Raw genomic sequence first — 24,187 nt, forward strand, 5'->3', positions numbered from 1 at the left:
CGCGCGGCCGCGTGCGTGATCGCGTCACGACGCGAATGGGCGCGGAGTCGTCACGCGAACGGCGTTGTCGCGAACATCGCATGCACGGCGCGTGCGACGCTGCGCGCCAACGCGGGCTCGCTTGCCAGATGCCCGGCCTTCACGCATTCGATCTTCGCGTCGGGAGCGGCGCGCGCGAGCCGCTCGACATTGTCGACCGGGCAAACGGGATCGTCCATCCCGTGCGCGGCGAACAGCGGCACGCGGGCTTGCGTGGCCCGTCGCGCGAGCGCGAGCACGCGGCGCTCGCCGAGCCAGCAATCGTGTTGCAGGTAGTGCGCCTGGATCCGGTATTTGTCGATCAGCCGGCCGACGGTCTTGTCCGAACGGATCGCGCGCACGGGCGAGCGGCGCGTGCGCGCCGATCCGAGGACGGCGTTTTCATACGCGCGCCACGCGAGCGCCACGGCGCGCTGCCCGCCCGCGCCCGCGCCGTGGCGCAGCCGCTGCGCGCAGCGCGACAGCAGGCGGTCCGGCCGGCCGCCGCCGGCCGCTGCATGCAGGCGTCGCCATTCGCGCGGCGCCCGCGAACGGGAAGTCGTGAAGAGTCCGCGGACTTCGCGTGGCGACGTCAGGAACAGGCCGCGCAGCACGACGCCCGTCACCCGCTCCGGATGCGTGCCGGCATACGCGAGTGCGAGCGCGGCGCCCCACGATCCGCCGACGACGCCCCAGCGTGCAATGCCGAGCTGCTCGCGCACCGCCTCCAGATCCGCGATCAACTGCGCGGTGTTGTTGTGGCGCGTGCCGCCGCGTGGAGCGGATGCGCCCGCACCGCGCTGGTCGACGAGCACGACGCGCATGCAGGTGAGATCGAACAGCCGCAGGATGCCGGCCTGGCTGCCGCTGCCCGGCCCGCCGTGCAGCACGACGACCGGATGGCCGTGCGCGGCGCCGGCCACGGCGAATGCGATCGATTGCGCGTCGCGGTGCAGGCGGCGGCGCACGGGCGCGGTCGGCGACGCTGGCGTGTCGGACAAGGCCCGCGGCGCGGGCGACGGCGTGGATCGAATCGGGCGACGTGTCATGTCGATAGGGTTCGGGCGGAATGGGAAGAGGCAACCGTCGCTCGGCTGGGCATGGCGACCGGATGGGTTCTGCGATGAAGCCAGAAACGCGCCAGCCGGAAAGCTCCGGATTCGCACGGGTAGCCGCGCGTCGGGAAATCGCGGTATCACGAAGCCTTGGCCGTCGCGCGACGCGACGCCGCCACACCCGGACGATTCATTACATCGTGCTTTCAATTCGTATCCGGGTGCCGGCGTGGCCCGATGCTTGCTTGCAATGACGGCAAAGCATCCGGCAGTTGACCGGAAGGATCCCCCGGAGGAGACAATGCGCGACGACGTAGAGCAGGCGGCCGGGTCACGGGCCGCGCATCCCGCTGGCTGGCCCGCACCATCGATCCAGAAGGCCCATGAGCGCTCGGAGACGTTCGGCCTGCGGGTGTCGGCACGGCCCGACTACGACGTGCTGTCGAACTCGGCGCTGGTGCTCAAGCGCGAGCAGAACCGTGTGCTGTGCGTGCACGCGATGCCGGTGATGGAGACGCTGCACGAGCAGATCGTCAACACGCAGAGCATGATCGTGCTGACCGATGCGGAAGGCCTGATCCTGCATTCGATCGGCGACGACGATTTCCTGCGCCGCGCGGAGAAAGTCGCGCTGCGCCCGGGCGCGAACTGGGCGGAGAACCGGCAGGGCACCAACGCGATCGGCACGGCGCTGGCCGAGCTGTGCCCGATGGTCGTCCACGGCGACCAGCACTTCCTGGCCGCGAACCGCTTCCTGACCTGTTCGAGCGTGCCGATCCTCGATCCGTACGGCGACGCGATCGGGGTGCTCGACGTGACGGGCGATCACCGCAGCTATCACCAGCACACGATGGCGCTTGCGAAGATGTCGGTGCAGATGATCGAGAATCACCTGTTTACGACGACCTTCCAGGAAACGCTGCAGGTGTCGTTCCATGGCCGCCCCGAGTTCCTCGGCACGCTGATGGAGGGGATCGTCGCGTTCACCGCGGACGGCCGCTTCCTGTCGGCCAATCGCAGCGCGCAGTTCCAGCTCGGCATGCCGCTCGCCGCGCTGCGCGCGCACACGCTGTCATCGCTGTTCGACATCACCAGTGCGCAACTGATCGACCGCATGCGCGCGAGCACCGACCGGCACCTGATGCTGAATCTCGGCAACGGCGCGGTGGTCTGCGCGCGCGTGCACTTTCGCCGCGCGACGCTCGCCGAAGGCAGCCGGCCGACCGACGTCCACGACGCGGGGGCGCCGGCCGCACACTCGAACGCGGCGCCCGCGCCGGCCGCGGGCACGTTGGCCGGCTTGTCGCGGCTCCACTATCTCGACACCGGCGACGCGCAGGTCGCGTGCGTGATCGCGAAGGTGCGCAAGGTGATCGGCAAGGACATCCCGATCCTGATCACCGGCGAGACCGGCACCGGCAAGGAACTGCTCGCGCAGGCGATCCACAACGACTCGCCGCGCCGCGCCGCGCCGTTCGTCGCGGTCAACTGCGCGTCGATTCCGGAGACGCTGATCGAGTCCGAGCTGTTCGGTTACGAGGAGGGCGCGTTCACCGGTGCGCGCCGCAAGGGGGCGATCGGCAAGCTGCTGCAGGCGAACGGCGGCACGCTGTTCCTCGACGAGATCGGCGACATGCCGTATCCGCTGCAGGTGCGGCTGCTGCGCGTGCTGCAGGAGCGCCTCGTGAATCCGCTCGGGTCGACGAAGACGATCGCCGTGGACATCGCGATCATCTGCGCGACCCACCGCGATTTGCGCGAGATGATCGCGCAGAACCGCTTTCGCGAGGATCTGTACTACCGGCTCAACGGCCTCGTGGTGCGCCTGCCGCCGTTGCGCGACCGCACGGATCTCGCGGTCGTCGTGCAGAAAATGCTGCAACGCGAGGCGTTCGCGGGCCCCGGCCGGCCGCCGTTGTCCGTCGCGCCGGACGTGATGGCGCTGTTCGTGCGCTGCACGTGGCCGGGCAATTTCCGCCAGCTCGGCAACCTGCTGCGCACGGCGGCGGCCATGGTCGACGACGACGGCGAAATCCGGCGCGAGCACCTGCCGGACGACTTCTTCGACGACCTGCGGCGCGCCGACGCGCAGGCCGTGCAGACCACGCCCGATGCGCTCGCCGCGGCGGGCGGCGGGGCCCGCATCGCGGACGCGTCGCTACCCGCCGACGCGCGTCTCCAGGATGTCGCCGCGTCCGCGATCGCCGCCGCGCTCGCGCGTCATGGCGGCAACGTATCCGCCGCGGCGCGCGCGCTCGGCGTCTCGCGCAACACGATCTACCGGAAGATGCCGGCCGCCGACGCGGGGCGCCATCCATCCGACGGCGACTGACGCGCGGCCGTCGCACGGTGCCCGACCTGTCACAGCCGGTGTGTCAAGTTGCAACACCGGTGTTCAACGATTCAACACTTGTGACCACTCGCGGACAGCGTGCCGCCGGGGCGGCGGCACGCATTCGCGGGAATCGTGTCGGCTATTCGTAAGGATTGCGTTCCGATGCCCGGATGACGGCCGTCGAGGGCCGCCGTGCCGCCGAAGTACGGCTTCGGCACGCTCCTTGCTAAACAGGAACCGACCGCTCGATTGCCGCGGTCGTTCGATCCATCCAGCAACGCTTCAATCATCAACTCGACAGGAGACACACCATGCAGTGGACGACACCGTCTTACACCGACCTGCGCTTCGGCTTCGAAATCACGATGTACATCGCCAACCGCTGATCGCCGTGCGCGCCGCCCGTTTCGCCGTGGTCGGCGCGGGCGGCCTCGGGAATTGACGCCCATGAAGATCAAGATACTCGGCTCGGGAGCCGGCGGCGGCCTGCCGCAATGGAACTGCAATTGCGCGAACTGCCGCCGTGCGCGCAGCGGAAGCGGCCACGTGCTGCCGCGCACGCAATCGTCGATCGCGGTCAGCGACGACGGCGTCGACTGGGTCCTCGTCAACGCGTCGCCCGACATTCTTTCCCAGTTGCGCGCGGATCCGGACTTGCAACCGGCGCGCGCGATCCGCGACAGCGGCGTCGCCGCCGTCGTGCTGTGCGATGCGCAGATCGATCACGTGACGGGCCTGCTGATGCTGCGCGAGCGCTCGACGCCGCTGCCGGTCTACGCGAGCGCGCCGGTGCTCGACGACCTGTCGACCGGCTTGCCGCTCGTGCCGCTGCTCGGCCATTACTGCGGCGTCGCCGCGCACACGATCGTGCCCGGCGAGCCGTTCGCGGTGCCGGCGGCGGGCGGGATCCGTTTCACCGCGATCGCCGTCGACAGCAAGCCGCCGCCTTATTCGCCGCGGCGCGCGGCGGCCGCGCCCGGCGACAACATCGCGCTGTCGATCGAAGACGTCGGGAGCGGGCGGCGCGCGTTCTATGCGCCGGGGCTCGCGTCGGTCACCGACGACGTGCGCGCGGCAATGGACGGCGCCGATCTCGTGCTGGTGGACGGCACGTTCTGGACCGGGACCGAGATGATCGACCTCGGCCTGTCGGGCAAGCACGCGGCCGACATGGGGCATCTCGCGCAGTGCGCGGAAGGCGGGCGGCCCGGCATGATCGACTGGCTCGACCTGCTGCCCGCACGAACGCGCAAGGTGCTCACGCACATCAACAACACGAACCCGATTCTCGATCCGCATTCCATCGAACACGCGCACCTGCGTGCGCATGGCATCGACGTCGCACACGACGGCATGCAATTCCAGGTCTGACGATGAACGCACCGATCCCCGCTACGGCGTTGCACGCGACGCCCTGGACCGCGACCGAATTCGAGGCGCGCCTGCGTGCGCTCGAATCGCGCTATCACATCCATCATCCGTTCAACCGGCGGCTCAACAGCGGCGCCTGTTCGCCCGCGCAGATCCGCGGCTGGGTCGCGAACCGCTTCTACTACCAGATCTGCATTCCGCTCAAGGATGCAGCGATCCTGTCGAACTGCGCCGATCGCGATACGCGGCGCCGCTGGATCCAGCGGCTGATCGACCACGACGGGCAGGGCGACAACGAGGGCGGCATCGAGGCGTGGGTGCGGCTCGGCGAGGCGTGCGGCCTCACGCGTGCCGAACTGTGGTCGCTCGAACACGTGCTGCCCGGCGTGCGTTTCGCGGTGGATGCGTATGTGAATTTCGCGCGCCGTGCGCCGTGGCAGGAAGCCGTGTGCTCGTCGCTGACCGAGATGTTCGCACCGCAGATTCATCTCGACCGGCTCGCGGGCTGGCCGTCGCATTACCCGTGGATCGAGCCGGCCGGGCTGCATTACTTCCGCAGCCGCGTGCCGCTCGCGCAGCGCGACGTCGAGCATGGGCTCGCGGTCACGTTGCAGCATTTCACGACACCGGACGCCCAGCAGCGCGCGCTCGGCATTCTGCAATTCAAGCTCGACATCCTGTGGTCGATGCTCGACGCCGTCGAAAAGGCCTACCCCCAATGAACGCGATCGAAGCCGCCAGCGGCGTGCCGCTGCGCCCCTGCCTCAGGGGCATGTACCGCCTGCAATGGGAGGCGGCCCAGGATGCGTACGTACTTCTCTATCCGGAGGGCATGGTCAAGCTCAATCCGAGTGCCGGCGAGATTCTCGCGCGCTGCGACGGCACGCGCGAACTGGACGACATCATCGGCGAACTCGAGCGCCTGTTCATGCAATCGGATCTCGCGACCGACGTCTACCGTTTTCTCGATCATGCGCGACTGCGCGGCTGGCTGGACTGACATGACGCCCGACACGCCCCGTCCGTCCGCGCCGCTGTGGCTGCTCGCGGAACTCACGTACCGCTGCCCGTTGCACTGCGCGTTCTGCTACAACCCGGTCGATTTCGCGACTCACGGCGCGGAACTCGATACCGACGCATGGCGCACGGTCATCGGCGATGCGCGCGCGCTCGGCGCCGCGCAAATCGGCTTCTCGGGCGGCGAGCCGCTGCAGCGCGGCGACCTCGAGACGCTCGTCGCGCATGCGCGCGGCCTTGGCTTCTATACGAACCTGATCACGTCGGGCATCGGGCTGAACGTCGCGCGCATCGAGCGGCTCAAGGCCGCCGGGCTCGACCACATCCAGTTGTCGCTGCAGGATTCGACGCGCGAGCTGAACGATTTCCTGACCAGCACGCGCACGTTCGAGCTGAAGCGCGACGTGGCGCGGCTGATCAAGGCGCACGGCTACCCGATGGTGCTCAACTGCGTGCTGCATCGCTACAACCTGCCGCACGTGGGGCAGATCATCGAGATGGCGCTCGATCTCGGCGCCGATTACCTGGAACTGGCGAACACGCAGTACTACGGCTGGGCGATGCTCAATCGCGACCAACTGATGCCGACCGTCGAGCAGGTGCGCGAGGCCGAGGAAACGGTCAACCGCTATCGCAAGCTGATCGGCGAGCGCTGCAAGATCCTGTTCGTCGTGCCCGACTATTTCGAGCGCCGCCCGAAGGCCTGCATGAACGGCTGGGGCTCGGTGTTCCTCGGCGTCGCACCGGACGGCACCGCGCTGCCGTGTCATGCCGCGCGGTCGCTGCCGGGGCTCGCGTTGCCGAACGTGCGCGACCGCGCGCTGCGGGAAATCTGGTACGACAGCGATGCGTTCAACGCGTTTCGCGGCGAAGACTGGATGAGAGCGCCGTGCCGCACGTGCGACGAGCGTCATGCGGATCACGGCGGTTGCCGGTGCCAGGCCTACCTGCTGGCCGGCGACCCGAAAGAGGCCGATCCGGTGTGCGCGAAGTCCGCGCATCACGACCGGATCGAACAGGCCGTGCAGTTCGCACGACGTCGTGCGCCGCGCGACGAACAGCCGCTGGTATTTCGCAGCAAGGAGAATTCGCTCGCGCAATGCGGCGCGGCGTGCGACGGCTGACGGGGTACGGCCGGGGACAGTGGCAGGGCGAGCGACACAGCGCGACGCGATGGATATCGGGACGATCGCTACGCAGTCCTCTTCATATCGTTGGCGACGCGCGATTTTCGCGTGCGAGGACGGCTGAACGCCGGACAGGGACCCGATGCGGCAGGCCGGGTGGTCGCCGCACGTGTCGCGCCGGCAGCGGCTATCCGCGCCTCGATGCCGCGGCGCGCGACGCGGGGCTGGCGAGCTGCTGCGCGACGCACGCGAAAAACGGTGCGCCGTCGCCGATGCGGGCGCGCGCACCGATCACGTTCAATCTCGACGAATGACCGGGCACGTCGGCGACATCACCCGTCGTCGGCCTTTGCCTGCAAATCCTTCAGCCCTTGAATCACGACCAGCAGCGCCCGGCCGTGCTCGTCCGAGCCATCCCACGCGTCGACGATCGCGTCGCGCAGCAGGTCGTTGTACCGGCGGCGCGACGGCTCCGTCTCGACACCATAGAAACTGCATAGCTTGTTGAATGGCGCGCTGCGGCGCAGCCGGCGCCCGTTCGACAGCCGAAGGCGCGACACGGTTGGCTGGCTGACCCCGGAAAGTCGCGCGATTTCGCTGGACGAGCGCGTATCTGCCATCAGGCGGCGCAACAGGTCTTGAACGGGAAAATCTTGGTCCGGGGCTTCCATGCGATGCATTATACCTATACAGTTACGGCTATTGAATGGGCTTGCTGTCGACAGCGAGGCTGTATCCCGAGAAAGTTGATGACACTGAAACACCTCCCACCCACGTTCTGCTGGACCAAGATCGGTACCGAGTCCGGCGAGGAACTGCCGACCGTCGTGCTCCGCAAGGAATGGGAGCGCCGGCTCGGGGGCGGGCGCTTTCTGTGGGGCATCAACCAGCCGCTCGGCAACAGCGCGCAAGTCGCCGCGCATCGCACGGGCTCGCTGCTCGCGCTGTTTTCGCCGGTCGCGTCGCGCTCGCGCGCGGGCGAGCGCAAGGACGCGCTGCTGTGGAATGCGTGGGTCGACGCAAGCGGGCAGGTGCGGCCTTTGCCGCCGCACACGTTCATCGCCAGCCGTTCGACGTTGCCGTCGGGCCGGCGCCGCGAGCAGCACTACGCGCTCGTGTGCGCATCGTCCACCGCGCTGACGGTCGGCACGCAGTTGCGCGTGTTTCCCGACCACCTGCGCAGCGTGAGCACCGGCAGGCCGCTGGGCGCCGCGCAGGGAGCGGCCGTGGTCGACTGCATCGGGCGTGCGAAGGAGCAGACGGGCAAGAGCTATCCGCTCGCGCTGTCGGTGGAGCTCGAAGCACCGTATTTCGTGCGGCTCGCGCAGCCGTGCGTGCTGAAGGCGCGCGATCTCGCGGAAGTGAACAAGGCCACGCGCGCGGGCGATTTCGATCGCTTCGTCGAGCTGGTCGCGCGCTTGCGCGGCCGTTCGCCGACGGACGCCGTGCGCGGCGTCACGCGCGATCTGTTCGATGTGCCGCCGATCGAAACGGCGGCCGCGTATGTGGCGCCCACGCACGTCGCGCGCATGCGCAACCGGCCGGCGGTCGAGCATCCGCGCGATCTCACCGGCGATCTGTTCGACCTGTCGCCGGGTGAAGCTGCTGCGTTCGCCGGGCTCACCCAACCGCGCATCGGGCGCGCGTGACGCCACGCGCGAAATCGTTCGCGCAAGAATTTGTTGCAATCTCGCCGTAGCGGATCGGCGAACGCGGAGCGACAATCGGCACGAAGCGCGCGGTGCCGCGGCCGATACGTCGCCACGCGACGGGGCGTGGTTCACGCCGCCGACATGCGTATCACGCACAGTGAGCGTCGGCGTGCTTCACACTGCAATCCTGAGGGAGAAGTGTCGATGTCGACCCACATCTGTTCGCGGGAAGCGCGAGCCGCACAACGCTTCGTCGAAGCGACGCGCAACGTGGATCGGGCGTTTCGCGCGGTGCGCGGCGAAAGCGACGACGACGGCTCGTCGGCCGAATACGCACGCGCGATGTCGCGTCTCGATCGCGCGCTCGACGAGCTGGCGCGTGCACAGGAATTCTTCGATCGCATCGTCGGCGCGAGTGCCGCGCACGACAACTGACGGCTTCGTCGTTTCTCTGGTGTCGCGCGTCGAGCGGCGCGCATTCATCTTCTTGTCGGGCATTCATGCCCGGCATGCCGGTTCGTCATCCCGTTTCGATTTCCGGCGTCGGGCAGGCGTCGGCCGGATCGCCGCCGTAACGGAAGCCGCGCGTCAGCCCGCGCGTGTCATGCCGGGCGCGGACGGCGCGGCACGAGACGCGTAGCCGCGATGCTGGAACGAGGTCGCGAAAAACCGCATCTGATAGCGGATCGCATTCGCCCAGTAATCCCACGTATGGCCGCCCGGCCGCTCCGCATAGTCGTGCGGCACGCCGAGCGCGACGAGCCGTTCGTGCAGCGTGCGGTTCGAGCCGACGAAGGCATCGTCGCGGCCGCAATCGATCGTCAGGTCGAGATGCGCGCGCACGAACGCCCGCGCGCTTTCGACGATCACGTTGCGATTCCAGAATGACGGATGGCGATCGGGATCGCCGAACACGTGGGCGATCCCCGGCTCGTCCGTGCAGCAGCGCGGATCGACCGCGCCGCTGATGCTGCCGACCGCGCCGAACGTGTCGGGCCGGTCGAGCGCGATGCGCAGGGCGCCGAAGCCGCCCATGCTGAGCCCGGTGATCGCGCGCGCGTGCTGGGCCGCGATCGTGCGGAAATGCAGGTCGACATAGGACACGACTTCGTCGCCGACGAAGGTCTCGTAGCGGCTGCCCGAATCGAACGGGCTGTCGATGTACCAGCTTTCGTGTCCGCCGTCGGGCATCACGAGGATCACGCGATAGCGGTCGGCCAGCGCGGCGATGTGCGTGTTCGACGTCCAGTCGGTATGGTCGCCGCCCGAGCCGTGCAGCAGATAGACGACGGGGTAACGTTCGCCGTGGTTGTCGCGCGCGTAGTCGTCGGGCAGCACGATGGTGGCCTTCAGCGTCTCGCTCATCGCGGCGCTCGGGATCGCGACGACCCGCGCATGGAAGGCGAAAGCAGGGCTCGTGACGGCGAGCAGCAGAAGGAGCCAGAAGGTACGTGCCAGGCGCATCGATCCTTGCATATGTCGACCCAGTCCGGCCGGAGGCCGGGAAAACCCTGTTCCGGCGACTCTAGCAACCGCGCCTTTCAACCATATTTCGGCGAATCCTACGGGTTGTCAGGCGGACGGCTTGCATACGATGCGCGCGATGGCGGCGCGCAACGCATCGGGCTGCTCGGCCGCGACCAGGTGCCCGCTGCCGGCGATCGTGTCGAAGCCGGCGCAGCGCGCGAGCGCGTGTTCGGGCACGTGCCAGCCCGCGCGCGAGCGTTCGCCGGCGATCAGCCAGACGGGGTGACGCTCGAACACCTGCGCGAGCGCCGGCAGGTAGCCCGCGGCGCCGGTCGTCTCGATCACCGAGCGGCCCATCGCACGCAGCGTCGATGCCGGCTGATGCGCGAGCCAGCGGCGGGCGTCGTCGAGCTGGCGCGGCGACGGTGCGTCGATCGTGCCGCGCAGCCAGTCGAGCGGAGCCGCACGCAGGCCGTCGAGCATCGCATCGGCTTCGCCCGGCGTCATGCGGCCGACCGATGCCGACCAGAACGCATCGTCGAGCGTGAAATTGCCTTCGACGTTGACGATACGCCGCACCCGTTCGGGGTGCGCCTGCGCGAACAGCATCGCGATCGCGCCGCCGACCGAATGGCCGACGACATCGACCGGCTGCATGCCGAAGTACGTATCGACGGTTTGCCGCACGTGTTCGACCTGCGCGGCAAGCGAGATCGCGTCGGGCGGTGTGGCGCGATGCGAGCCGTAGCCGAGCAGGTCGGGGCAGAGATGCGGGCCGTTCCATCCGCGCACGTCGAACGTGCCGATGAAACCGTGAATGAAGACGACGGGGGTGGACGGGATCATGCGGCGTGCATCGAAGGAAGCGGCGGCAATTCGAGTTCGGCGAGCAGTTCGTCGAGTTCGAGCACGTGCGTGCGGTCGTGGTCGAGCAGCTCGCGCACGAGTTCGTCGAGCGACATGCGGCGGATGCCGTCGCGCAGCCCGCAGCGTGCGAGTTGCGACGGTTCCAGCGCGGCCGCGGTGGCGCACAGCGCGGCGCGGCCGCGGCCGAACGCTGCCACCGCGAGATCGAGCGGCTGCGCGAGATAGTCGCGTTGCGCGGCGAGCGCGGTGCCGTCGACGGATTCGATCATGGGCAACTCGGCAGTACACACGGCGTCGATGCGCGCGGCGAACACCGCATCGAGATCGCGCAGGTGGCATGCGTGTTCGACGAGCGAGAAGCCGGTGCCGGCCGGGCGGCGCACGGCCAGCGCCGCCGGCACATGCGCCGCATAGGCGGCGAGCCGGGCGGGCATGCGAGCCAGCGCGGCGACGACGTCGGCGAACGGCAGCCGGTGCGGGTACGCGCTGAATACCGCGCCATAGCTGAACGGCGCACCGCCGAGCCGCCCGCGCGCCTGCACGACCTCATGGCCGTGGCGGCGCATGACGTCGGCGACCATCGCACCGCAGAACTGGCGGGCCGTCGTGTCGGCTTCGACTTCGGGGAACGTGCGCGCGATCTCGTCCTGGATCGCGCCGATCGCGGCGACGCCGACACGCGACAGCGCCGCGAACTCGAGATAGCGCTCGGGCCGATCGATCAACGCTTCGAGCTGGGCGCCGAGCGCGGTCGAGCGGAAACGGTCGAAACGGGAATGCATGACGAAGCCCTGCCTAGTAACGTGTCAAAACGATACGTTACTAGGCAGGGCTTCGTCAACCGTCACGTTTGACGCTTATGGCTTCTGCAGCCCGGGGGTGAATGCGGGGCTGAAATCCTCGGCCTCGAACAGCGGGCGGATCTCGATATCGGAGTCGCCGGGCATCGGGTTCGGGCAGCGCTTCACCCATTCGACGGCTTCCTCCATCGATTTCACCTGCCACAGCCAGTAGCCGGCGACGAGTTCCTTCGTTTCGGCGAACGGGCCGTCGATGACCGCGCGGCTTTTGCCCGAAAAATGCACGCGCTTGCCGTGGCTGCTCGGGCGCAACCCGTCGGCCGCGAGCAGGATGCCGGCTTTCATCAGTTCCTCGTTGAACTGGCCCATCGCGGCCAGCATGTCGGGGTCGGGCATTCGGCCGGATTCGGAATCGGCGGTGGCTTTGACGATGACCATGACGCGCATTGTCGTATCTCCTCGAACGTGAATAGGGCGCTTGCCGGCGGTGCGACGGCAAAACGATCGGTTACGACAATACGACGCGCGACGGCGACGCGAATCGACATCGCGGGCGAAAATTATTCTGGCGCGATCGAAGCGGTGGGGCGCGCTGCGCGGCCGCTGTCACGGAGCGCATCGGCAAAACTGGTATGCTGGCCCGCATCACGTGTACGTGGAGGGTGCCATGGCTGCCAAGGAAGTCTCGAAGAAGAAGTACCTGAAAATCCTGAACAAACGCCTGCGCGCGGAGCCGGCGGCCCCGGCCGGCGCGTCGTTCGTCTTTTTCCCGCTGGGTGCGAAGGCGAAGCATGCGACGGGCGTCGTGTCCGGCGACGCGCGCAGCAAGCGTGAACTGGCCGTGATGGCCGCGGTCCAGCGCAAGGCGGCCGAAGAATTCATCGTCGCCGACGCCTGACCGGCCCCGGCCGCACCGCTGCCGGATGACCGCCGCCGCGGCTCACGCGGCGGCGGCTTCGTAGTGAGCGATCGTGCCGGCGAGCACGTGCGGAACGTCGTGCGCGATCGCCGGGCCGTGCGTCGACGGGACGATGTCGAGATCGAGCGTCCGGATCCGGCGCAGCGCGCTCGTCGTGTGCGCGAGCCATCGATGCGATCCTCGAGCGGGAGTGAAAGCGGCGGCGCCGTCACGCGATCGTCGCGATATATCGAACCGGCGCGTCGATTCGGTCCAGCAGCGTCGCGCCGGATGCGAAGCGCGTCGATTCATGCAGCCCGCCGGGCGGTACCGAACGCTCGCCTCGCCCGAAACGGCTTGAAAACCGACTGCGGCGATCAGGACGCCTCGTCCGCCGCCGCCGGATACCGGCCGCTGCCGCCCGTCTCGTCGCCTGCCGCCAGTTGCTCCAGCGCGAGCCCCTTCGTCTCGATCCCGAGCGTCCATACGGCGACGGCCGCCGCGACGAACGACAGCGCACCGAGCGTGAACACGCCGCCCTGGCCGAACACCGGCAACACGACGCCGACCACGTAAGGCCCGATCAGCGAGCCGATCCGGCCGACCGCCGACGCGAAGCCCGAACCCGTCGCGCGTGCGCCGGTGCCGTACAGCTCGGGCGTGTACGTGTACAGCGCCGCCCACATCCCGAACAGGAAGAACTGCATCGCGAGGCCCGTGACGATCAGCAGCGTCGTGCTGTCGCCGTACAGCGCGCTCTGGCCGTACGCGTACGCCATCGCGCCGCCGCCGATCAGCGATGCGATGCAGGTCGGCTTGCGGCCCCAGCGTTCGACGAGCCACGCGGCGCACAGGAAGCCCGGCACGCCGCCGAGCGAGATCAGCACCGTGTAGAACACCGATTTCGTGACTTCGAAGCCGGCCTGCTGCAGCAGTGCGCCGAGCCACGACGTGAGGCCGTAGAAGCCGAGCAGCGCGAAGAACCACAGCAGCCATACCATCACCGTGCGGCGGCGGTACACGCCGCTCCAGATCTCGCGCAATGCGCCGCGGCCACGGGCGGCGGCCGGCTCCGCAAGCCGCGACGGCGGCGGCAGCGTCGCGACGCCGGCCGAGCGCATCACCTTTGCCTCGATCGACTGCAGTACCGTGTCGGCTTGCGCGTGCCGGCCCGCATGTTCGAGCCAGCGCGGCGATTCCGGCACGATACGGCGCACGACGAGCACGAACACGGCCGGAATCGCGAGCAGCGCGAACACGGTGCGCCAGCCGAATTGCGGCAGCACGAAATACGCGACGATGCCGGCCGTGATGAAGCCGAGCGGCCAGAAGCCGTCCATCAGTGCGATCAGGCGGCCGCGCTTCTCGGTCGGCACGAATTCCGACAGCAGCGTCTGCGCGACCGGAAACTCCATGCCCATCCCGATGCCGAGCAGCACGCGGTAGACGATCAGCGCGTCGACGCTCTGCGCGGTCGAGCACAGGTACGACGCGACGCCCCACAGCACCATGCTCCACTGGAAAACGGGCCGGCGGCCGAAGCGGTCGGCGAGCAGGCCGGCGACGGCCGCGCCGAGCACCATCCCGAAGAAGCTCGCGCTCGCGACGAGGCCGGCGGCCGCGGTCGACAGGCCGAACTCCTTGCGGATCGAGCCGAGCACGAACGTCATCGTGCCGAGGTCGACCGAATCGAAGAAGAACGCGATCGCGATGATGAAGAAGATGCGCTTGTGATAGCCGGAGAACGGCAGGCGTTCGAGCCGGGCGGCGGCGGAGGCGGGAGCGGTGGCGGCGGGCATGGCGTCCTCTGAAATGAAAAAGGGGCCGCGCAGCGCATGCTCCAGGGCCCCGATGCTTCGTATTCAGTAGACGCGACCACAAACTGCCGCATCAGAGGAAAAGCGCCGCCTGCTTGCCCAAATGCGTCATCGGCGGGCGGCGCGCGTGACGCCGGCCGTCGTCAATTCTTCAGTTTGTAGCCGGTGCGGAACATCCACGCGACGATCGCGAGCAGGATCACGAGGAACAGCGTGGTTGCAGCGAGACTGATCCACACGTGCACGTCGGCGATCCCGTAGAACGACCAGCGGAAGCCGCTGATCAGGTAGACGATCGGATTGAACAGCGTGATCACGCGCCACGCGGGCGGCAGCATGTCGACCGAATAGAAGCTGCCGCCGAGGAACGTGAGCGGCGTGATGATCAGCAGCGGCACGAGCTGCAGTTTCTCGAAGCTGTCGGCCCAGATGCCGATCACGAAGCCGAACAGGCTGAAGGTGACGGCCGTCAGCACCAGGAACAGCACCATCCAGAACGGATGCAGGATGTGCAGCGGCACGAACAGGCCGGCCGTGGCGAGGATGATCACGCCGAGCAGGATCGACTTCGACGCGGCCGCGCCGACGTACGCGATCACGATTTCCCAGTACGACACGGGCGCGGACAGGATCTCGTAGATCGTCCCCGTGAAGCGCGGGAAGTAGATGCCGAACGACGCGTTCGAGATGCTCTGCGACAGCAGCGACAGCATCACGAGGCCCGGCACGATGAACGACCCGTAGCCGATGCCGTTCACGTCGCTGATGCGCGAGCCGATCGCCGAGCCGAACACGACGAAATACAGCGACGTCGAGATCACCGGCGCGATGATGCTCTGCATCAGCGTACGGCGCGTGCGGGCCATTTCTGCGCGATAGATCGCGCGGATGCCGTGAAAATTCCAGTTCGCCATGTGCGTTAGGCCCCTTGTGCGCCGTTGCGGCGGTTGTCGATTAGGCTGACGAAAATGTCTTCCAGCGAGCTCTGCGTCGTATGCAGGTCGCGAAAGCCGATGCCGGCCGAGCCGAGCGCATTGATGAGCTTCGCGATGCTCGCGTCGTCGCGCTGCGAGTCGTACGTATAGACGAGCGCGGCGCCGTCCTCCGCGCGTTCGAGCCCGAACGGCGCGAGCGCGGGCGGCACGTCGGCGAGCGGCTGCTCGAGCTGCACGGTCAGCTGTTTCTTGCCGAGCTTGCGCATCAGTTCGCGCTTTTCCTCGACGAGCACGAGTTCGCCGCCGAGGATGATGCCGATCCGGTCGGCCATCTCTTCGGCCTCCTCGATGTAGTGCGTGGTCAGCAGGATCGTCACGCCGCTTTCGCGCAGCGAATCGACGAGCTTCCACATGTCGCGGCGCAGCTCGACGTCGACGCCGGCCGTCGGCTCGTCGAGGAACAGGATGCGCGGTTCGTGCGACAGCGCCTTCGCGATCATCACGCGGCGCTTCATGCCGCCCGACAGCGTCATCAGCTTGTTGTCGCGCTTGTCCCACAGCGACAGCGCCTTCAGCGTCTTCTCGATGTAGGCGGGATCGGGCGCCTTGCCGAACAGGCCGCGGCTGAACGACACGGTGGCCCAGACGGTTTCGAACGCGTCGGTGGTCAGCTCCTGCGGCACGAGGCCGATCATTTCGCGGGCCGCGCGGTATTGATCGCGGATGTTGTGGCCGCCGACCGTCACGCGGCCTTCGGTCGGCGTGACGATGCCGCAGATCGAGCCGATCAGCGTCGTCTTGCCGGCGCCGTTCGGCCCGAGCAGCGCGAAGATCTCGCCGGGGCGGATGTCGAGGGTCACGTGCTTCAGCGCCTGGAAGCCGGACGCGTAAGTCTTGGAGAGGTCTGAGACGGAAAGGATCGGTTGCATGCTCACGGATGGCACGGCCGCCCGGCGCGACGGCGGGCGCCGCGCGTGCCCGGCGCCGCCGCGAAGCGGCCGGGACCGGGGACGGCATGGCGAACGGGCGTCATGTCGAACGGTATTGTGGTGCGGGATCGCGGGACCGCCATATTAGCAATCGGCAGATCGAAATGCATTTCGGTGGAAAGGCCGGGTCGTGCCGGTGCCGGATTTGCGTGAATGGCGGCGATATCGACCAACGATTCGGTGCTTTATTCGAGCGACGCGAACAATGAGGGCAGTTTTCCGCGAACCGGCCGCGACCGCGTGCCCGCTTGGCGGCCCGGCCGACTGTGCTGCCTGCCGGCCCGCGTGCCGTACCGGGACGGCACGCGTGGCGCTCGCGATAATGCGTTCCTTTCACGGTGATACGGAGCGGGCGCATGTCCTTGATCGATTTCAAATCCGTGGCGGATGCACAGGCTGCCGCCTGAAAATCCACGATCGTCGGCGAAGTCGGGCCGGCCCGGATCAAGGTGCTGCGCATGGATGCGCAGCCTTACGAAGCGGAAGTGCATGACTACGACGAGGGGCTGCTGGTGCTCGACGGCACGCTGATGCTGGAAGTCGACGCGGAAACGGTCGCGGTCGGGGCCGGACAGATGTATCTCGCGCGCGCCGGCACGCGCCATGCGGTGCTGCCCGGCAGCCACGGCACACTCGCGATCATCGACGTCTGAGGTTGCGGCGCAGCATGCGTGCGGGCCGCCGAAGGCCGGCCGGCCTGGCTCAGCGCGGATCGGCGGTTGCCGTTCAAACGCGTGTTCCACAGCCCGGTATTTGTCTGAGCAAATAAAATGAAGGCCGTTTGAAAAACTGTCAAATACCGTGCACGCGCTAGGATCGCGCGGTTTCATCCGTTTGGAACTCTGCATCCATTTACTTGTGGGAAGCGTCCGATCATAGTCTCGACAAACGACGCATCACGATAACGAATCAAGCGTACGTATGGAGACCACGCCATGAGACGCCTATCCGCAGGGCCAGCGGGACTGCCGTTTTCCGATATTTCGCTGAATGCAGGCGCGACGCAGCTCGCGCGGCTGCATCGTCACCTCGCCGTGTAGCGGCAAGCCGTAGCGGCAAGCCACTTTCCGTTTCGATCGTTCCGACGGCGCCGTGCCGCATGACGGCGCTGCGGGAGCGCGCTCGTCTGCTGCATGTGCCCGACCGGCATCGCGGCCGCCTTGCGTGCATCGTCATGCGCCGCGCCTTTCGGGCGGCGGCGCGATACCAACCGGCGGGCCATGCAGCCGGCCGGACGAGACTTGTCGTACCTGAAAAGGAGGGGTAGATGATTTGCATTCCTGAATGGCGGAAGGCGATCCTGGCGTGCGCGGTGCTGGCGCTGCCGTTCGTCGCCGGTTGCGGCGGCGGCGACGATCCGGGGCCGATCACCGTGCCGCAGTGCTCGGGCAGCGCATGCGGGCCGAGCGGCGCGGAAACGACGCCGCCCGTCGTGACGAAGCTGTGCCCCGACGCGCTCGATTACACGACGACGTATACGGGCGGCGCCGGCAGCGGCGAGTACGTGAAGGTGAAATTCGATACGACGAAGCTCACCTATCAGATGCAGTTCATCGAATCGTCGGTACCGACGTCGGCAGGGCAGGTCAACACTACGCGCGCGGGCTTGACGATCAGCGGTGCGTTCCATCATCCGACCAATCTCCCGACGGCCGAGCAGAACCGCTGCGCGTTCGTGCTCGACAGCGGCGCGACGAGCGACGGCGCGTATTCGGTGACGATCAATCGCGCGGATCCGCCGATGCTGTTCGTCGGCAACGGCGTGGTGGGCGGCGGAATTCCGGGCGCGACGATCGCGTTCAAGGGCCTCGAGCCGATTCCGGGTCTGGTGCTCGGGGTCGTGCCGTCGCGCACGTTCGATTTTTATCCGTTCATCGGCTTCATCGAAACGGAAACCGACTTCACGAAGGTCGCAGGCAACTACAACGAGGTCGGCATTCACCTGTCGCCGGTCGGCTCCAACTATCAGAATTTTCTCGGGCCCGTCGGCTGGCAGCCCGACGTCATCAACTGGAACCAGACGCTCAACGCGGACGGATCGTGCACGATCACGCAGGGCAGCGACTACTCGTGTCAGACCACCGGAACGCCATGGGCATTACGCAAGAACGCGGACGGATCGGCCGACAATGTCTTCGTGAGCAATGCGAAGGCCAGCGCGCTCGGCTCGGTCGTCTATCCGTTTGCCGGACAGGGGTCGGCCATCGTGATCCTGGCTCCCAGCCAAGCGAAGGGGATCATGATCGTCGGCAAGCTGAATGGCGTGCTGGTGCCGGTGGTGATTCGTGTCGGTTACACGCACGTCGACGAGAGCAACGTCCTTGCGTCGGTTGCCGATGCCGAAGTCGGTATCTCGATGCTCTCGTCGACCAAGGCGATCGCGGCGAATTCGCTGAAAGGCGGGTACATCGGCGCAACCAGCGCGTCGGCGTGCGGTATCGTGACTTCCGACGGCCCCACGGGTGCCATTGCGACAGGCGGCCCGAGCTTCGACATCAATGTTCCGCATCCGGACTTGCCGGGTACCTTCAACGGCGGTTTCTTCATGCCTGAAGCCGGCACCTGCAACGACGGCACCGCCGTGTCGACGATCGCCGCGAACTATACGTCCACGCTGTTCCAGGGCAATACCGCGGCGTTCATCGATCCGCAGACGTCGTCGGTCACCTCGCAGTTCTCGCTCGACTATACGCAGGCCACGCCCGGCAAGATCAAGGTCACGGCCACGCAGGGCTTCAACGCGAAGGGTGCGACCGGCGACGTGGCGATCTTCAGCAAGGGCGACACGGGCTGGCTCGTGACGGCCGGCAACGTCTACGCGATGGTCGTCGACAACAACAAGGTCAACCCGTTCTTCACGGTCGGCGCGTTCGTCCAGTAACCCTGCATTGAACACGTAACACCGGCGGCGCATGCGTCGCCGCCGGCGAATCGAATTTCAAGAGGATTCCTATGAATGTGAAACAGTGGATGGCCGCGGCGTCGCTCGCGCCCGTGCTGGCCGCATGCGGCGACGGCGACCCGCCGCCCGCGCCGGCGGTGCGGCTGTGCCCGCAGACGATCGACTACAACACGGTGTTCATCGGCGGCTCCGGGTCGGGCGAGCTCGTGAAGGTGCAGCTCGACACGACGAAGATGACGTACCGGATGACCTACCTCACGTCGCCGGTGCCGACCGCGACGGGCACCGTGCAGCCGACCCGCGACACGGCGCCCGCCAATGTGGTCGACGGCACGCTGGCCGACGAAACGGGACTGCCGACGGTGAAGCTGAACCAGTGCACGTTCCGGATGCAGAACGCAAGCCTCGCCCCGAGCCGGCCCGCGCGGCTGTTCCTCGGCGAAGGCGTGCTGGGCGGCGCGATTCCCGGCGCGACGATCCAGTTCGACGGCGTGATCGGCGTCGGCAAGATTCCGAAGACGACGTTCCCGTACTACCCGTTCATCAGCTTCTCGTCGCTCGAAACCGACCTGACGAAGATCGCCGGCACGTACAACCAGCTCGGCTATCACCAGGTGCCGTCGCAGAACTTCCAGCCGGTGGCGCTCGACCAGAAGGTGACGATCAACGCGGACGGCAGCTATACGGAAACCGACAACTTTGGCAAGAAGAACGGCGGGCAGCCGCTTGCGTCGAGCGCGACCGTGAACCAGCCGTTCACGCTGCGTCCCGATGCGCCGGCATTCCAGTCGCTCAACTACCAGCCGCAGATTCCGCCGACGCTCGCCGCGCTGGATCCGGCGAAGGCCGGCAAGGGGATCCTGATCGTCGGCAAGCTGCGCAACCAGCTCGTGCCGATCTTCATCCGTACCGGCGCCGCGAATGCGGACCTCACGCAAGGCCCGCCGAGCGCGGACGACGAATCGGGCATCTCGTTCCTGAGCCCGCAGATGGCGATCGCGCAGGGCTCGCAGGACGGCGAGTACACGGGTGTCGACAGCGCGTTCAACTACCGCGCGACCGCGCTCGTCGGCGCACAGGCCACGCTGCTCGATCCGTTCAACGCGTCGCAGGCCGCACTCACGCGCGCGCTGAACCTCGACTACACGCAGACGGTGCCGGGCGTCGTGACGACCGTGCATGCGGATGCGGCGTCGGGGCCGGCGACCGGCAAGTTCGTGTTCACCGGCGGCGTGTTCGGGTTCCTCGACATGGCCGATACGAGCAACCCGTACTTCACGGTCGGCGCGTTCGTGCAGTGACCGCGCGTGGATGGAGACACGGCGGCGCCGCGCGCGAATGCGCGGCGCCCGGACGGAATGAGGGGAGACTTCATGAAGAAGCTGATTGTCGCGGGTGTCGTCGCAGGCGTATCGACGCTCGCATCGGCCCAGCAGGCGGGCGACAACGTCGCGACGCTGGGCTGGCTGCACATCATGCCGCAGGATTCGACCAACGGGCTGACGACGAATCTCGCGAACATGCCGATCAACGGACCGTTGCGCCTGCCCGGTTCGTTCACGTCGCCGGGCACGAGCCTGACGGTCAACAACGCCGATACGGTCGGCCTCACGCTCACGCACTTCTTCACCGACCACATCGCGGTGACGTCGGTGCTCGGCGTGCCGCCCGAGTTCACGCTCACCGGGCACGGCGTGATCAAGCCGCCGGGGCCGGCCGGCGCGCTCGGCAACGTCGACATGGACAAGTCGGCGAACCAGCCGGCCGTGAAGAACGCGCGGCAGTGGAGCCCGACAATCATTCTGCAGTACTACTTCAATTCGTCGACGGCGAAGTTCCGCCCGTTCGTCGGGATCGGCGTGGCCTACAGCTGGTTCAGCAACATCGAACTGAACGGCAACTTCGCGAAGGACATCAACGAGAACCTCGGCAGCGTGCTCGCCGCTGGCGCCGGCAAGCCGGGGGCGACGTCGGTGGAGGGCAAGGCGTCGTCGTCGTTCACGCCGGTCTACAACATCGGCGCGAGCTATGCGATCGACAAGCACTGGGGGCTCACGGCGACGCTGACGTACATGCCGCTGAAGACCTACTCGTCGCTCGTGATCAAGGCGGCCGACGGGTCGACGCTCGCGACCACGCGCACGAAGTTGAAGGCCGATCCGCTGATCACGTTCGTCGGGATTTCCTACAAGTTCTGAGCCGACCGGCGCGCATGACGCGTGCAGGCGGCTTCCTGCGACCGGCCGGCTGGCTCGTTCCGGCCGGAAGGTTGCGTTCCTGGCGGCGTGCCGCCATTCGTGAAGAGAGGGGCAGTTCAAATGAGCATTCGCACAATCGTATCGCTTGTTGCTGCAGTGGCTTTCACCGCGGTCTCGGCCGCGCCTGCTTTCGCCGTCACCGTTTCGCGCGCCGATGGCCAGCCGATGAATCCGAACGGCGAGCCGTTCTCGGCGACGGGGCTGACGACCCTTGCCAAGGGATCGATCAACGCAAACTGCAACGCGACCTTCAACGGCACGATCACGTCGACCGGTATCGTCAACATCACGTCGACGACGTTCTCGGGCGGCGCGACGTGCGGCCTGATCAGCGGCAGCGCGAGCAGCACGTCGCCATGGACGGGTCAAGCCGACAGCACGACGCAACTGTCGATCAACAACGTGAAGGTGAACGTCACGCTGCTCGGCACCTGCGGGCCGAGCAAGGTCGTGACGGCGTGGAGCGATGCGAACTCGTCGCTGACGTTCAACAACGCCACGCTGACGCCGGACTGTACGGTGGGCGGTACCGTCCTGACGTCGCCGAAGTTCCACGTGCAGTAAGCGTCGCGCGAGCGGAACCGGGCGTCCGCCATGGACGAGGGCCGTGCAACGACGCACGGCGGGCGATCCGGTTTCGCGATGCATTTCGCGTCGTCGCGCGTATCGGCGTGACGACCGGCTGGCCGCCTGCTTCGCGATCCGATGCGGGCGGCCATGCAGGGGGCCGGTGAGACGCACCGTGCCACTTGCGTCGATGGACATAGAACGATATTTCGATTTGCCAGAACCATTCCGGACGACCCATGCTCACCGACCCAGCGAAGTATGGCGATGCCCGCGCTGCGACGCCCGACCGGCTGCGCACGGCCGCGTGGCTGCAGTACCTGATCGACTACCTGAACGAAGCGACTTGCGTGGCGACGGGCGACATCTGCGCGCCGGCCGCTACGCCGACGCACGCGGCACGTGTGCGCGCCGGCGCGAATCTGTCGCATGAAGCGATCGGTGTCCTGCACGAACTCGCGCCGTGGATTGCAACGGACGGTGGCGGTTGCGCATGCGATGCGACCGATGTGTGCATGCACGTTCCCGACGCACGGCAGCTCGCGCGTGCGGAACGATACTGCCCGGGATCGCGCGCGGCATTCGATGCGGCGCATGGCTTCATCGATGCGTGGGCCTTCGACGATCCGAACGACGGCTGGGCCGCGCTCGAGCGGATTGCCGACGGTGTCGCGCCCGACAGCGACGAGGTCGACACGGACGAAATGCGGGAGCGGCTCGCGAACGGTGAAGTGCCGCCGCTGGCGAAGAACCTGAGAGAACGACGCGCCACCGCCGCGGCGGCCTGCGTGGAGCCGTCGGCCCGGCCGGGGGGCGTCATCGATGCGATCGTGCTGCGCGTCTGCGGGCCGCGCGACGATGCAGCGCGCGTCGACGAGATGGCCGCGCTCGCGATGTTCTGCGCGGAGCTTGCGGCCGGCAAGGAGATATCCTTCGCCGCGTACGGCGGTCAGCACAATCTGGTGGCACGGGCGATCCGCGAACGACGCACCGATCTCGCGTCGGTGGACGGGCTGCTCGCGGCGGTGGCCGTGTGCCGGCTCGACCGGCTCGTCGGCGCGGGCAGTTTCTGGGCGTATTACCTGCTCGCGGGCATCGTGATCGCGGCGCCGGGCTTGGTGCGCGAGTTCGCGCGGCGTTTTCATGGAGACGCGTGGCAAGCTTGGCTCGACGAAGCGCTCGCGTGGCCGGCGGTCGACCGCTTCGGGACGAAGGAGGATGTCGCGTTCGATCGGCTACGCGGCGCGATGAGCCTGACGTCGCGATCGAATCCGATCGTGCGCGCGAAACGCGTGCGGTCCGCTACGCGGGTACGGTTTTCCGGAGACTGAATGAATATGGCATCGCACGCCATACCTTCGGTCGATGCGGCGATCGTGCCGCTCGACCGCCTTCACTTCGCGGATCTCGAAGCCGGCGCTTCCGGATCCGACAACTGGCTGCAGTCGGTCAGCAGCGGATACGTCGCCTGTCGGGCCTCGGCTCCGGCTCCGGCGGCGAAGTGCGGTTCCTGCCAACGTTCGCGCCGGTCGGCAAGGCGACGGTCGCGAGTGTGTGGCCGCGATTCGGTGAATGGTGCGCTCGCGCCGACACGGTGACGAACGCAAGTTCGATCGACGGCGTCTCAGCGTTCCGGTTCGTTTGTCGGCCTGCCGCTATCGAGTTCGAACTTCCTGCGATCCTTGCCGCGAATCCAGTGAGGTTCTCTTCCACGCCCGCTCCACGTTGCTCCGCTGACCGGATCGAAGTAGCGTGGACGAGCCTTGCGCTTCCGGATGTCCGGGAACAGTTCGTCCAGGGTGAATTGAAATTCCACGACCGCCCTCAGAATCTCCGCCAACACTTTCTTTCGACAGGGAAATTTATTCTCATTGATATTTTCCTCTGGCGCGGATTTTCTCGCCGGGCAATCCGAAGGCTCGTTCATCTTGGTCTCGTGTGGCGAATCGATATTGAAATTGGGTATGGAGTAACGTCATGTCCGGATCGGAAATTGTCGAGCCGAATTTGACTATTCCTCGATTCTCCGTAATGGCAGGTTTCGATATTTCAGCGCTTGTCGAAAGTGTGATTCCATAAGTTCCCGTATGTAATTTCGTCGTGAATTTTTAT

The 24,187-nt window shown here is 67.1% G+C and carries 26 protein-coding genes; 15 read left to right on the top strand and 11 right to left on the bottom strand.

Annotated elements, in window-relative coordinates; translation table 11 throughout:
* Positions 1-50: 50 nt before the first annotated feature.
* Positions 51-1,067, bottom strand: coding sequence for an alpha/beta fold hydrolase (locus WT24_RS02350; RefSeq protein WP_060030899.1), 1,017 nt, complete (start codon positions 1,065-1,067; stop codon positions 51-53).
* 307 nt (positions 1,068-1,374) lie between these two features.
* Between WT24_RS02350 and WT24_RS02355 the strand changes: the two genes are divergently transcribed.
* From WT24_RS02355 to pqqE, 6 genes are all read left to right on the top strand, one after another.
* Positions 1,375-3,405 (top strand): sigma-54-dependent Fis family transcriptional regulator, encoded by a 2,031-nt coding sequence (locus tag WT24_RS02355; protein WP_060030902.1) that lies wholly within the window; start codon positions 1,375-1,377, stop codon positions 3,403-3,405.
* Between the two features lie 314 nt (positions 3,406-3,719).
* Positions 3,720-3,794, top strand: a complete 75-nt coding sequence (pqqA, locus tag WT24_RS31965) for a pyrroloquinoline quinone precursor peptide PqqA (protein ID WP_006485436.1) — start codon at positions 3,720-3,722, stop codon at positions 3,792-3,794.
* 61 nt (positions 3,795-3,855) lie between these two features.
* Positions 3,856-4,779 (top strand): pyrroloquinoline quinone biosynthesis protein PqqB, encoded by a 924-nt coding sequence (gene pqqB, locus WT24_RS02360; protein WP_060030905.1) that lies wholly within the window; start codon positions 3,856-3,858, stop codon positions 4,777-4,779.
* Positions 4,780-4,781: 2 nt separating this feature from the next.
* Positions 4,782-5,501 (top strand): pyrroloquinoline-quinone synthase PqqC, encoded by a 720-nt coding sequence (gene pqqC, locus WT24_RS02365; RefSeq protein ID WP_059790080.1) that lies wholly within the window; start codon positions 4,782-4,784, stop codon positions 5,499-5,501.
* The gene (gene pqqD, locus WT24_RS02370; RefSeq protein WP_006480620.1) at positions 5,498-5,779 is read left to right on the top strand and encodes a pyrroloquinoline quinone biosynthesis peptide chaperone PqqD; all 282 of its coding nucleotides are present in this window, start codon (positions 5,498-5,500) and stop codon (positions 5,777-5,779) included. The genes pqqC and pqqD overlap by 4 nt, the downstream gene beginning before the upstream one ends.
* 1 nt (position 5,780) lies before the next feature.
* A complete protein-coding gene (gene pqqE / locus WT24_RS02375) occupies positions 5,781-6,920 on the top strand; it encodes a pyrroloquinoline quinone biosynthesis protein PqqE (RefSeq protein ID WP_060030907.1) in 1,140 nt (379 codons plus the stop codon).
* A 335-nt stretch (positions 6,921-7,255) separates the two neighbouring features.
* Here pqqE and WT24_RS02380 read toward each other — a convergent pair whose 3' ends face one another.
* The gene (locus WT24_RS02380) at positions 7,256-7,594 is read right to left on the bottom strand and encodes a helix-turn-helix transcriptional regulator (protein ID WP_059502228.1); all 339 of its coding nucleotides are present in this window, start codon (positions 7,592-7,594) and stop codon (positions 7,256-7,258) included.
* Positions 7,595-7,672: 78 nt separating this feature from the next.
* On the opposite strand from WT24_RS02380, the gene WT24_RS02385 reads away from it, so the two are divergent.
* Both WT24_RS02385 and WT24_RS02390 read left to right on the top strand, forming a co-directional pair.
* The gene (locus WT24_RS02385) at positions 7,673-8,572 is read left to right on the top strand and encodes a hypothetical protein (RefSeq protein WP_060030910.1); all 900 of its coding nucleotides are present in this window, start codon (positions 7,673-7,675) and stop codon (positions 8,570-8,572) included.
* Between the two features lie 207 nt (positions 8,573-8,779).
* Positions 8,780-9,010: a hypothetical protein gene (locus WT24_RS02390; RefSeq protein WP_059502751.1), complete on the top strand. Its 231-nt coding sequence runs from the start codon at positions 8,780-8,782 to the stop codon at positions 9,008-9,010.
* A gap of 153 nt (positions 9,011-9,163) precedes the next feature.
* Here WT24_RS02390 and WT24_RS02395 read toward each other — a convergent pair whose 3' ends face one another.
* The 4 genes from WT24_RS02395 to WT24_RS02410 all read right to left on the bottom strand — a co-directional run bounded on the left by WT24_RS02395 (position 9,164) and on the right by WT24_RS02410 (position 12,156).
* Positions 9,164-10,039 carry an alpha/beta hydrolase family protein gene (locus tag WT24_RS02395; protein ID WP_179949300.1) on the bottom strand — a complete coding sequence of 292 codons (876 nt, stop codon included), beginning with the start codon at positions 10,037-10,039 and terminating at the stop codon, positions 9,164-9,166.
* A gap of 108 nt (positions 10,040-10,147) precedes the next feature.
* The gene (locus WT24_RS02400) at positions 10,148-10,888 is read right to left on the bottom strand and encodes an alpha/beta fold hydrolase (protein ID WP_060030916.1); all 741 of its coding nucleotides are present in this window, start codon (positions 10,886-10,888) and stop codon (positions 10,148-10,150) included.
* Complete coding sequence (locus WT24_RS02405; RefSeq protein ID WP_060030919.1) at positions 10,885-11,691, bottom strand: DinB family protein; 807 nt, start codon at positions 11,689-11,691, stop codon at positions 10,885-10,887. The genes WT24_RS02400 and WT24_RS02405 overlap by 4 nt, the downstream gene beginning before the upstream one ends.
* Before the next feature lie 75 nt (positions 11,692-11,766).
* The gene (locus tag WT24_RS02410; RefSeq protein ID WP_060030922.1) at positions 11,767-12,156 is read right to left on the bottom strand and encodes a YciI family protein; all 390 of its coding nucleotides are present in this window, start codon (positions 12,154-12,156) and stop codon (positions 11,767-11,769) included.
* Between the two features lie 220 nt (positions 12,157-12,376).
* Here WT24_RS02410 and WT24_RS02415 point away from each other — a divergent pair, with 220 nt between their 5' ends.
* Positions 12,377-12,607 carry a hypothetical protein gene (locus tag WT24_RS02415; protein ID WP_059790049.1) on the top strand — a complete coding sequence of 77 codons (231 nt, stop codon included), beginning with the start codon at positions 12,377-12,379 and terminating at the stop codon, positions 12,605-12,607.
* Positions 12,608-12,649: 42 nt separating this feature from the next.
* Here the strand turns inward: WT24_RS02415 and WT24_RS34795 are convergent, their stop codons facing one another.
* The 4 genes from WT24_RS34795 to WT24_RS02435 form a co-directional block, all read right to left on the bottom strand.
* A complete protein-coding gene (locus tag WT24_RS34795; RefSeq protein WP_060030925.1) occupies positions 12,650-12,919 on the bottom strand; it encodes a hypothetical protein in 270 nt (89 codons plus the stop codon).
* A 65-nt stretch (positions 12,920-12,984) separates the two neighbouring features.
* Positions 12,985-14,406: an MFS transporter gene (locus WT24_RS02425; RefSeq protein ID WP_060030928.1), complete on the bottom strand. Its 1,422-nt coding sequence runs from the start codon at positions 14,404-14,406 to the stop codon at positions 12,985-12,987.
* A gap of 161 nt (positions 14,407-14,567) precedes the next feature.
* The gene (locus tag WT24_RS02430) at positions 14,568-15,338 is read right to left on the bottom strand and encodes an ABC transporter permease (protein WP_060030931.1); all 771 of its coding nucleotides are present in this window, start codon (positions 15,336-15,338) and stop codon (positions 14,568-14,570) included.
* Positions 15,339-15,343: 5 nt separating this feature from the next.
* Complete coding sequence (locus WT24_RS02435) at positions 15,344-16,288, bottom strand: ABC transporter ATP-binding protein (protein ID WP_060030934.1); 945 nt, start codon at positions 16,286-16,288, stop codon at positions 15,344-15,346.
* A gap of 476 nt (positions 16,289-16,764) precedes the next feature.
* Between WT24_RS02435 and WT24_RS02440 the strand changes: the two genes are divergently transcribed.
* The 6 genes from WT24_RS02440 to WT24_RS02465 all read left to right on the top strand — a co-directional run bounded on the left by WT24_RS02440 (position 16,765) and on the right by WT24_RS02465 (position 23,406).
* Positions 16,765-17,001: a cupin domain-containing protein gene (locus WT24_RS02440; RefSeq protein WP_257127414.1), complete on the top strand. Its 237-nt coding sequence runs from the start codon at positions 16,765-16,767 to the stop codon at positions 16,999-17,001.
* Positions 17,002-17,615: 614 nt separating this feature from the next.
* Entirely contained in the window at positions 17,616-19,229 is a 1,614-nt protein-coding gene (locus WT24_RS02445; protein ID WP_060030937.1) for a DUF2957 domain-containing protein, read from the top strand.
* A gap of 71 nt (positions 19,230-19,300) precedes the next feature.
* The gene (locus WT24_RS02450) at positions 19,301-20,551 is read left to right on the top strand and encodes a DUF2957 domain-containing protein (RefSeq protein ID WP_060030941.1); all 1,251 of its coding nucleotides are present in this window, start codon (positions 19,301-19,303) and stop codon (positions 20,549-20,551) included.
* 72 nt (positions 20,552-20,623) lie between these two features.
* Positions 20,624-21,448: an OmpW family protein gene (locus tag WT24_RS02455; protein ID WP_060030944.1), complete on the top strand. Its 825-nt coding sequence runs from the start codon at positions 20,624-20,626 to the stop codon at positions 21,446-21,448.
* Between the two features lie 120 nt (positions 21,449-21,568).
* Complete coding sequence (locus WT24_RS02460; RefSeq protein ID WP_060030946.1) at positions 21,569-22,072, top strand: hypothetical protein; 504 nt, start codon at positions 21,569-21,571, stop codon at positions 22,070-22,072.
* A gap of 242 nt (positions 22,073-22,314) precedes the next feature.
* Entirely contained in the window at positions 22,315-23,406 is a 1,092-nt protein-coding gene (locus tag WT24_RS02465; protein ID WP_060030949.1) for a hypothetical protein, read from the top strand.
* A 293-nt stretch (positions 23,407-23,699) separates the two neighbouring features.
* On the opposite strand, the gene WT24_RS31980 is transcribed toward WT24_RS02465, so the two are convergent.
* On the bottom strand, positions 23,700-24,002 hold the full coding sequence (locus WT24_RS31980; RefSeq protein ID WP_082742063.1) for an H-NS histone family protein: 303 nt from the start codon (positions 24,000-24,002) through the stop codon (positions 23,700-23,702).
* Positions 24,003-24,187: the final 185 nt, after the last annotated feature.

Origin of the sequence: Burkholderia sp. MSMB1078WGS (genome assembly GCF_001528895.1) — a bacterium.
In the GTDB taxonomy this organism is placed as follows: Bacteria; Pseudomonadota; Gammaproteobacteria; order Burkholderiales; family Burkholderiaceae; genus Burkholderia.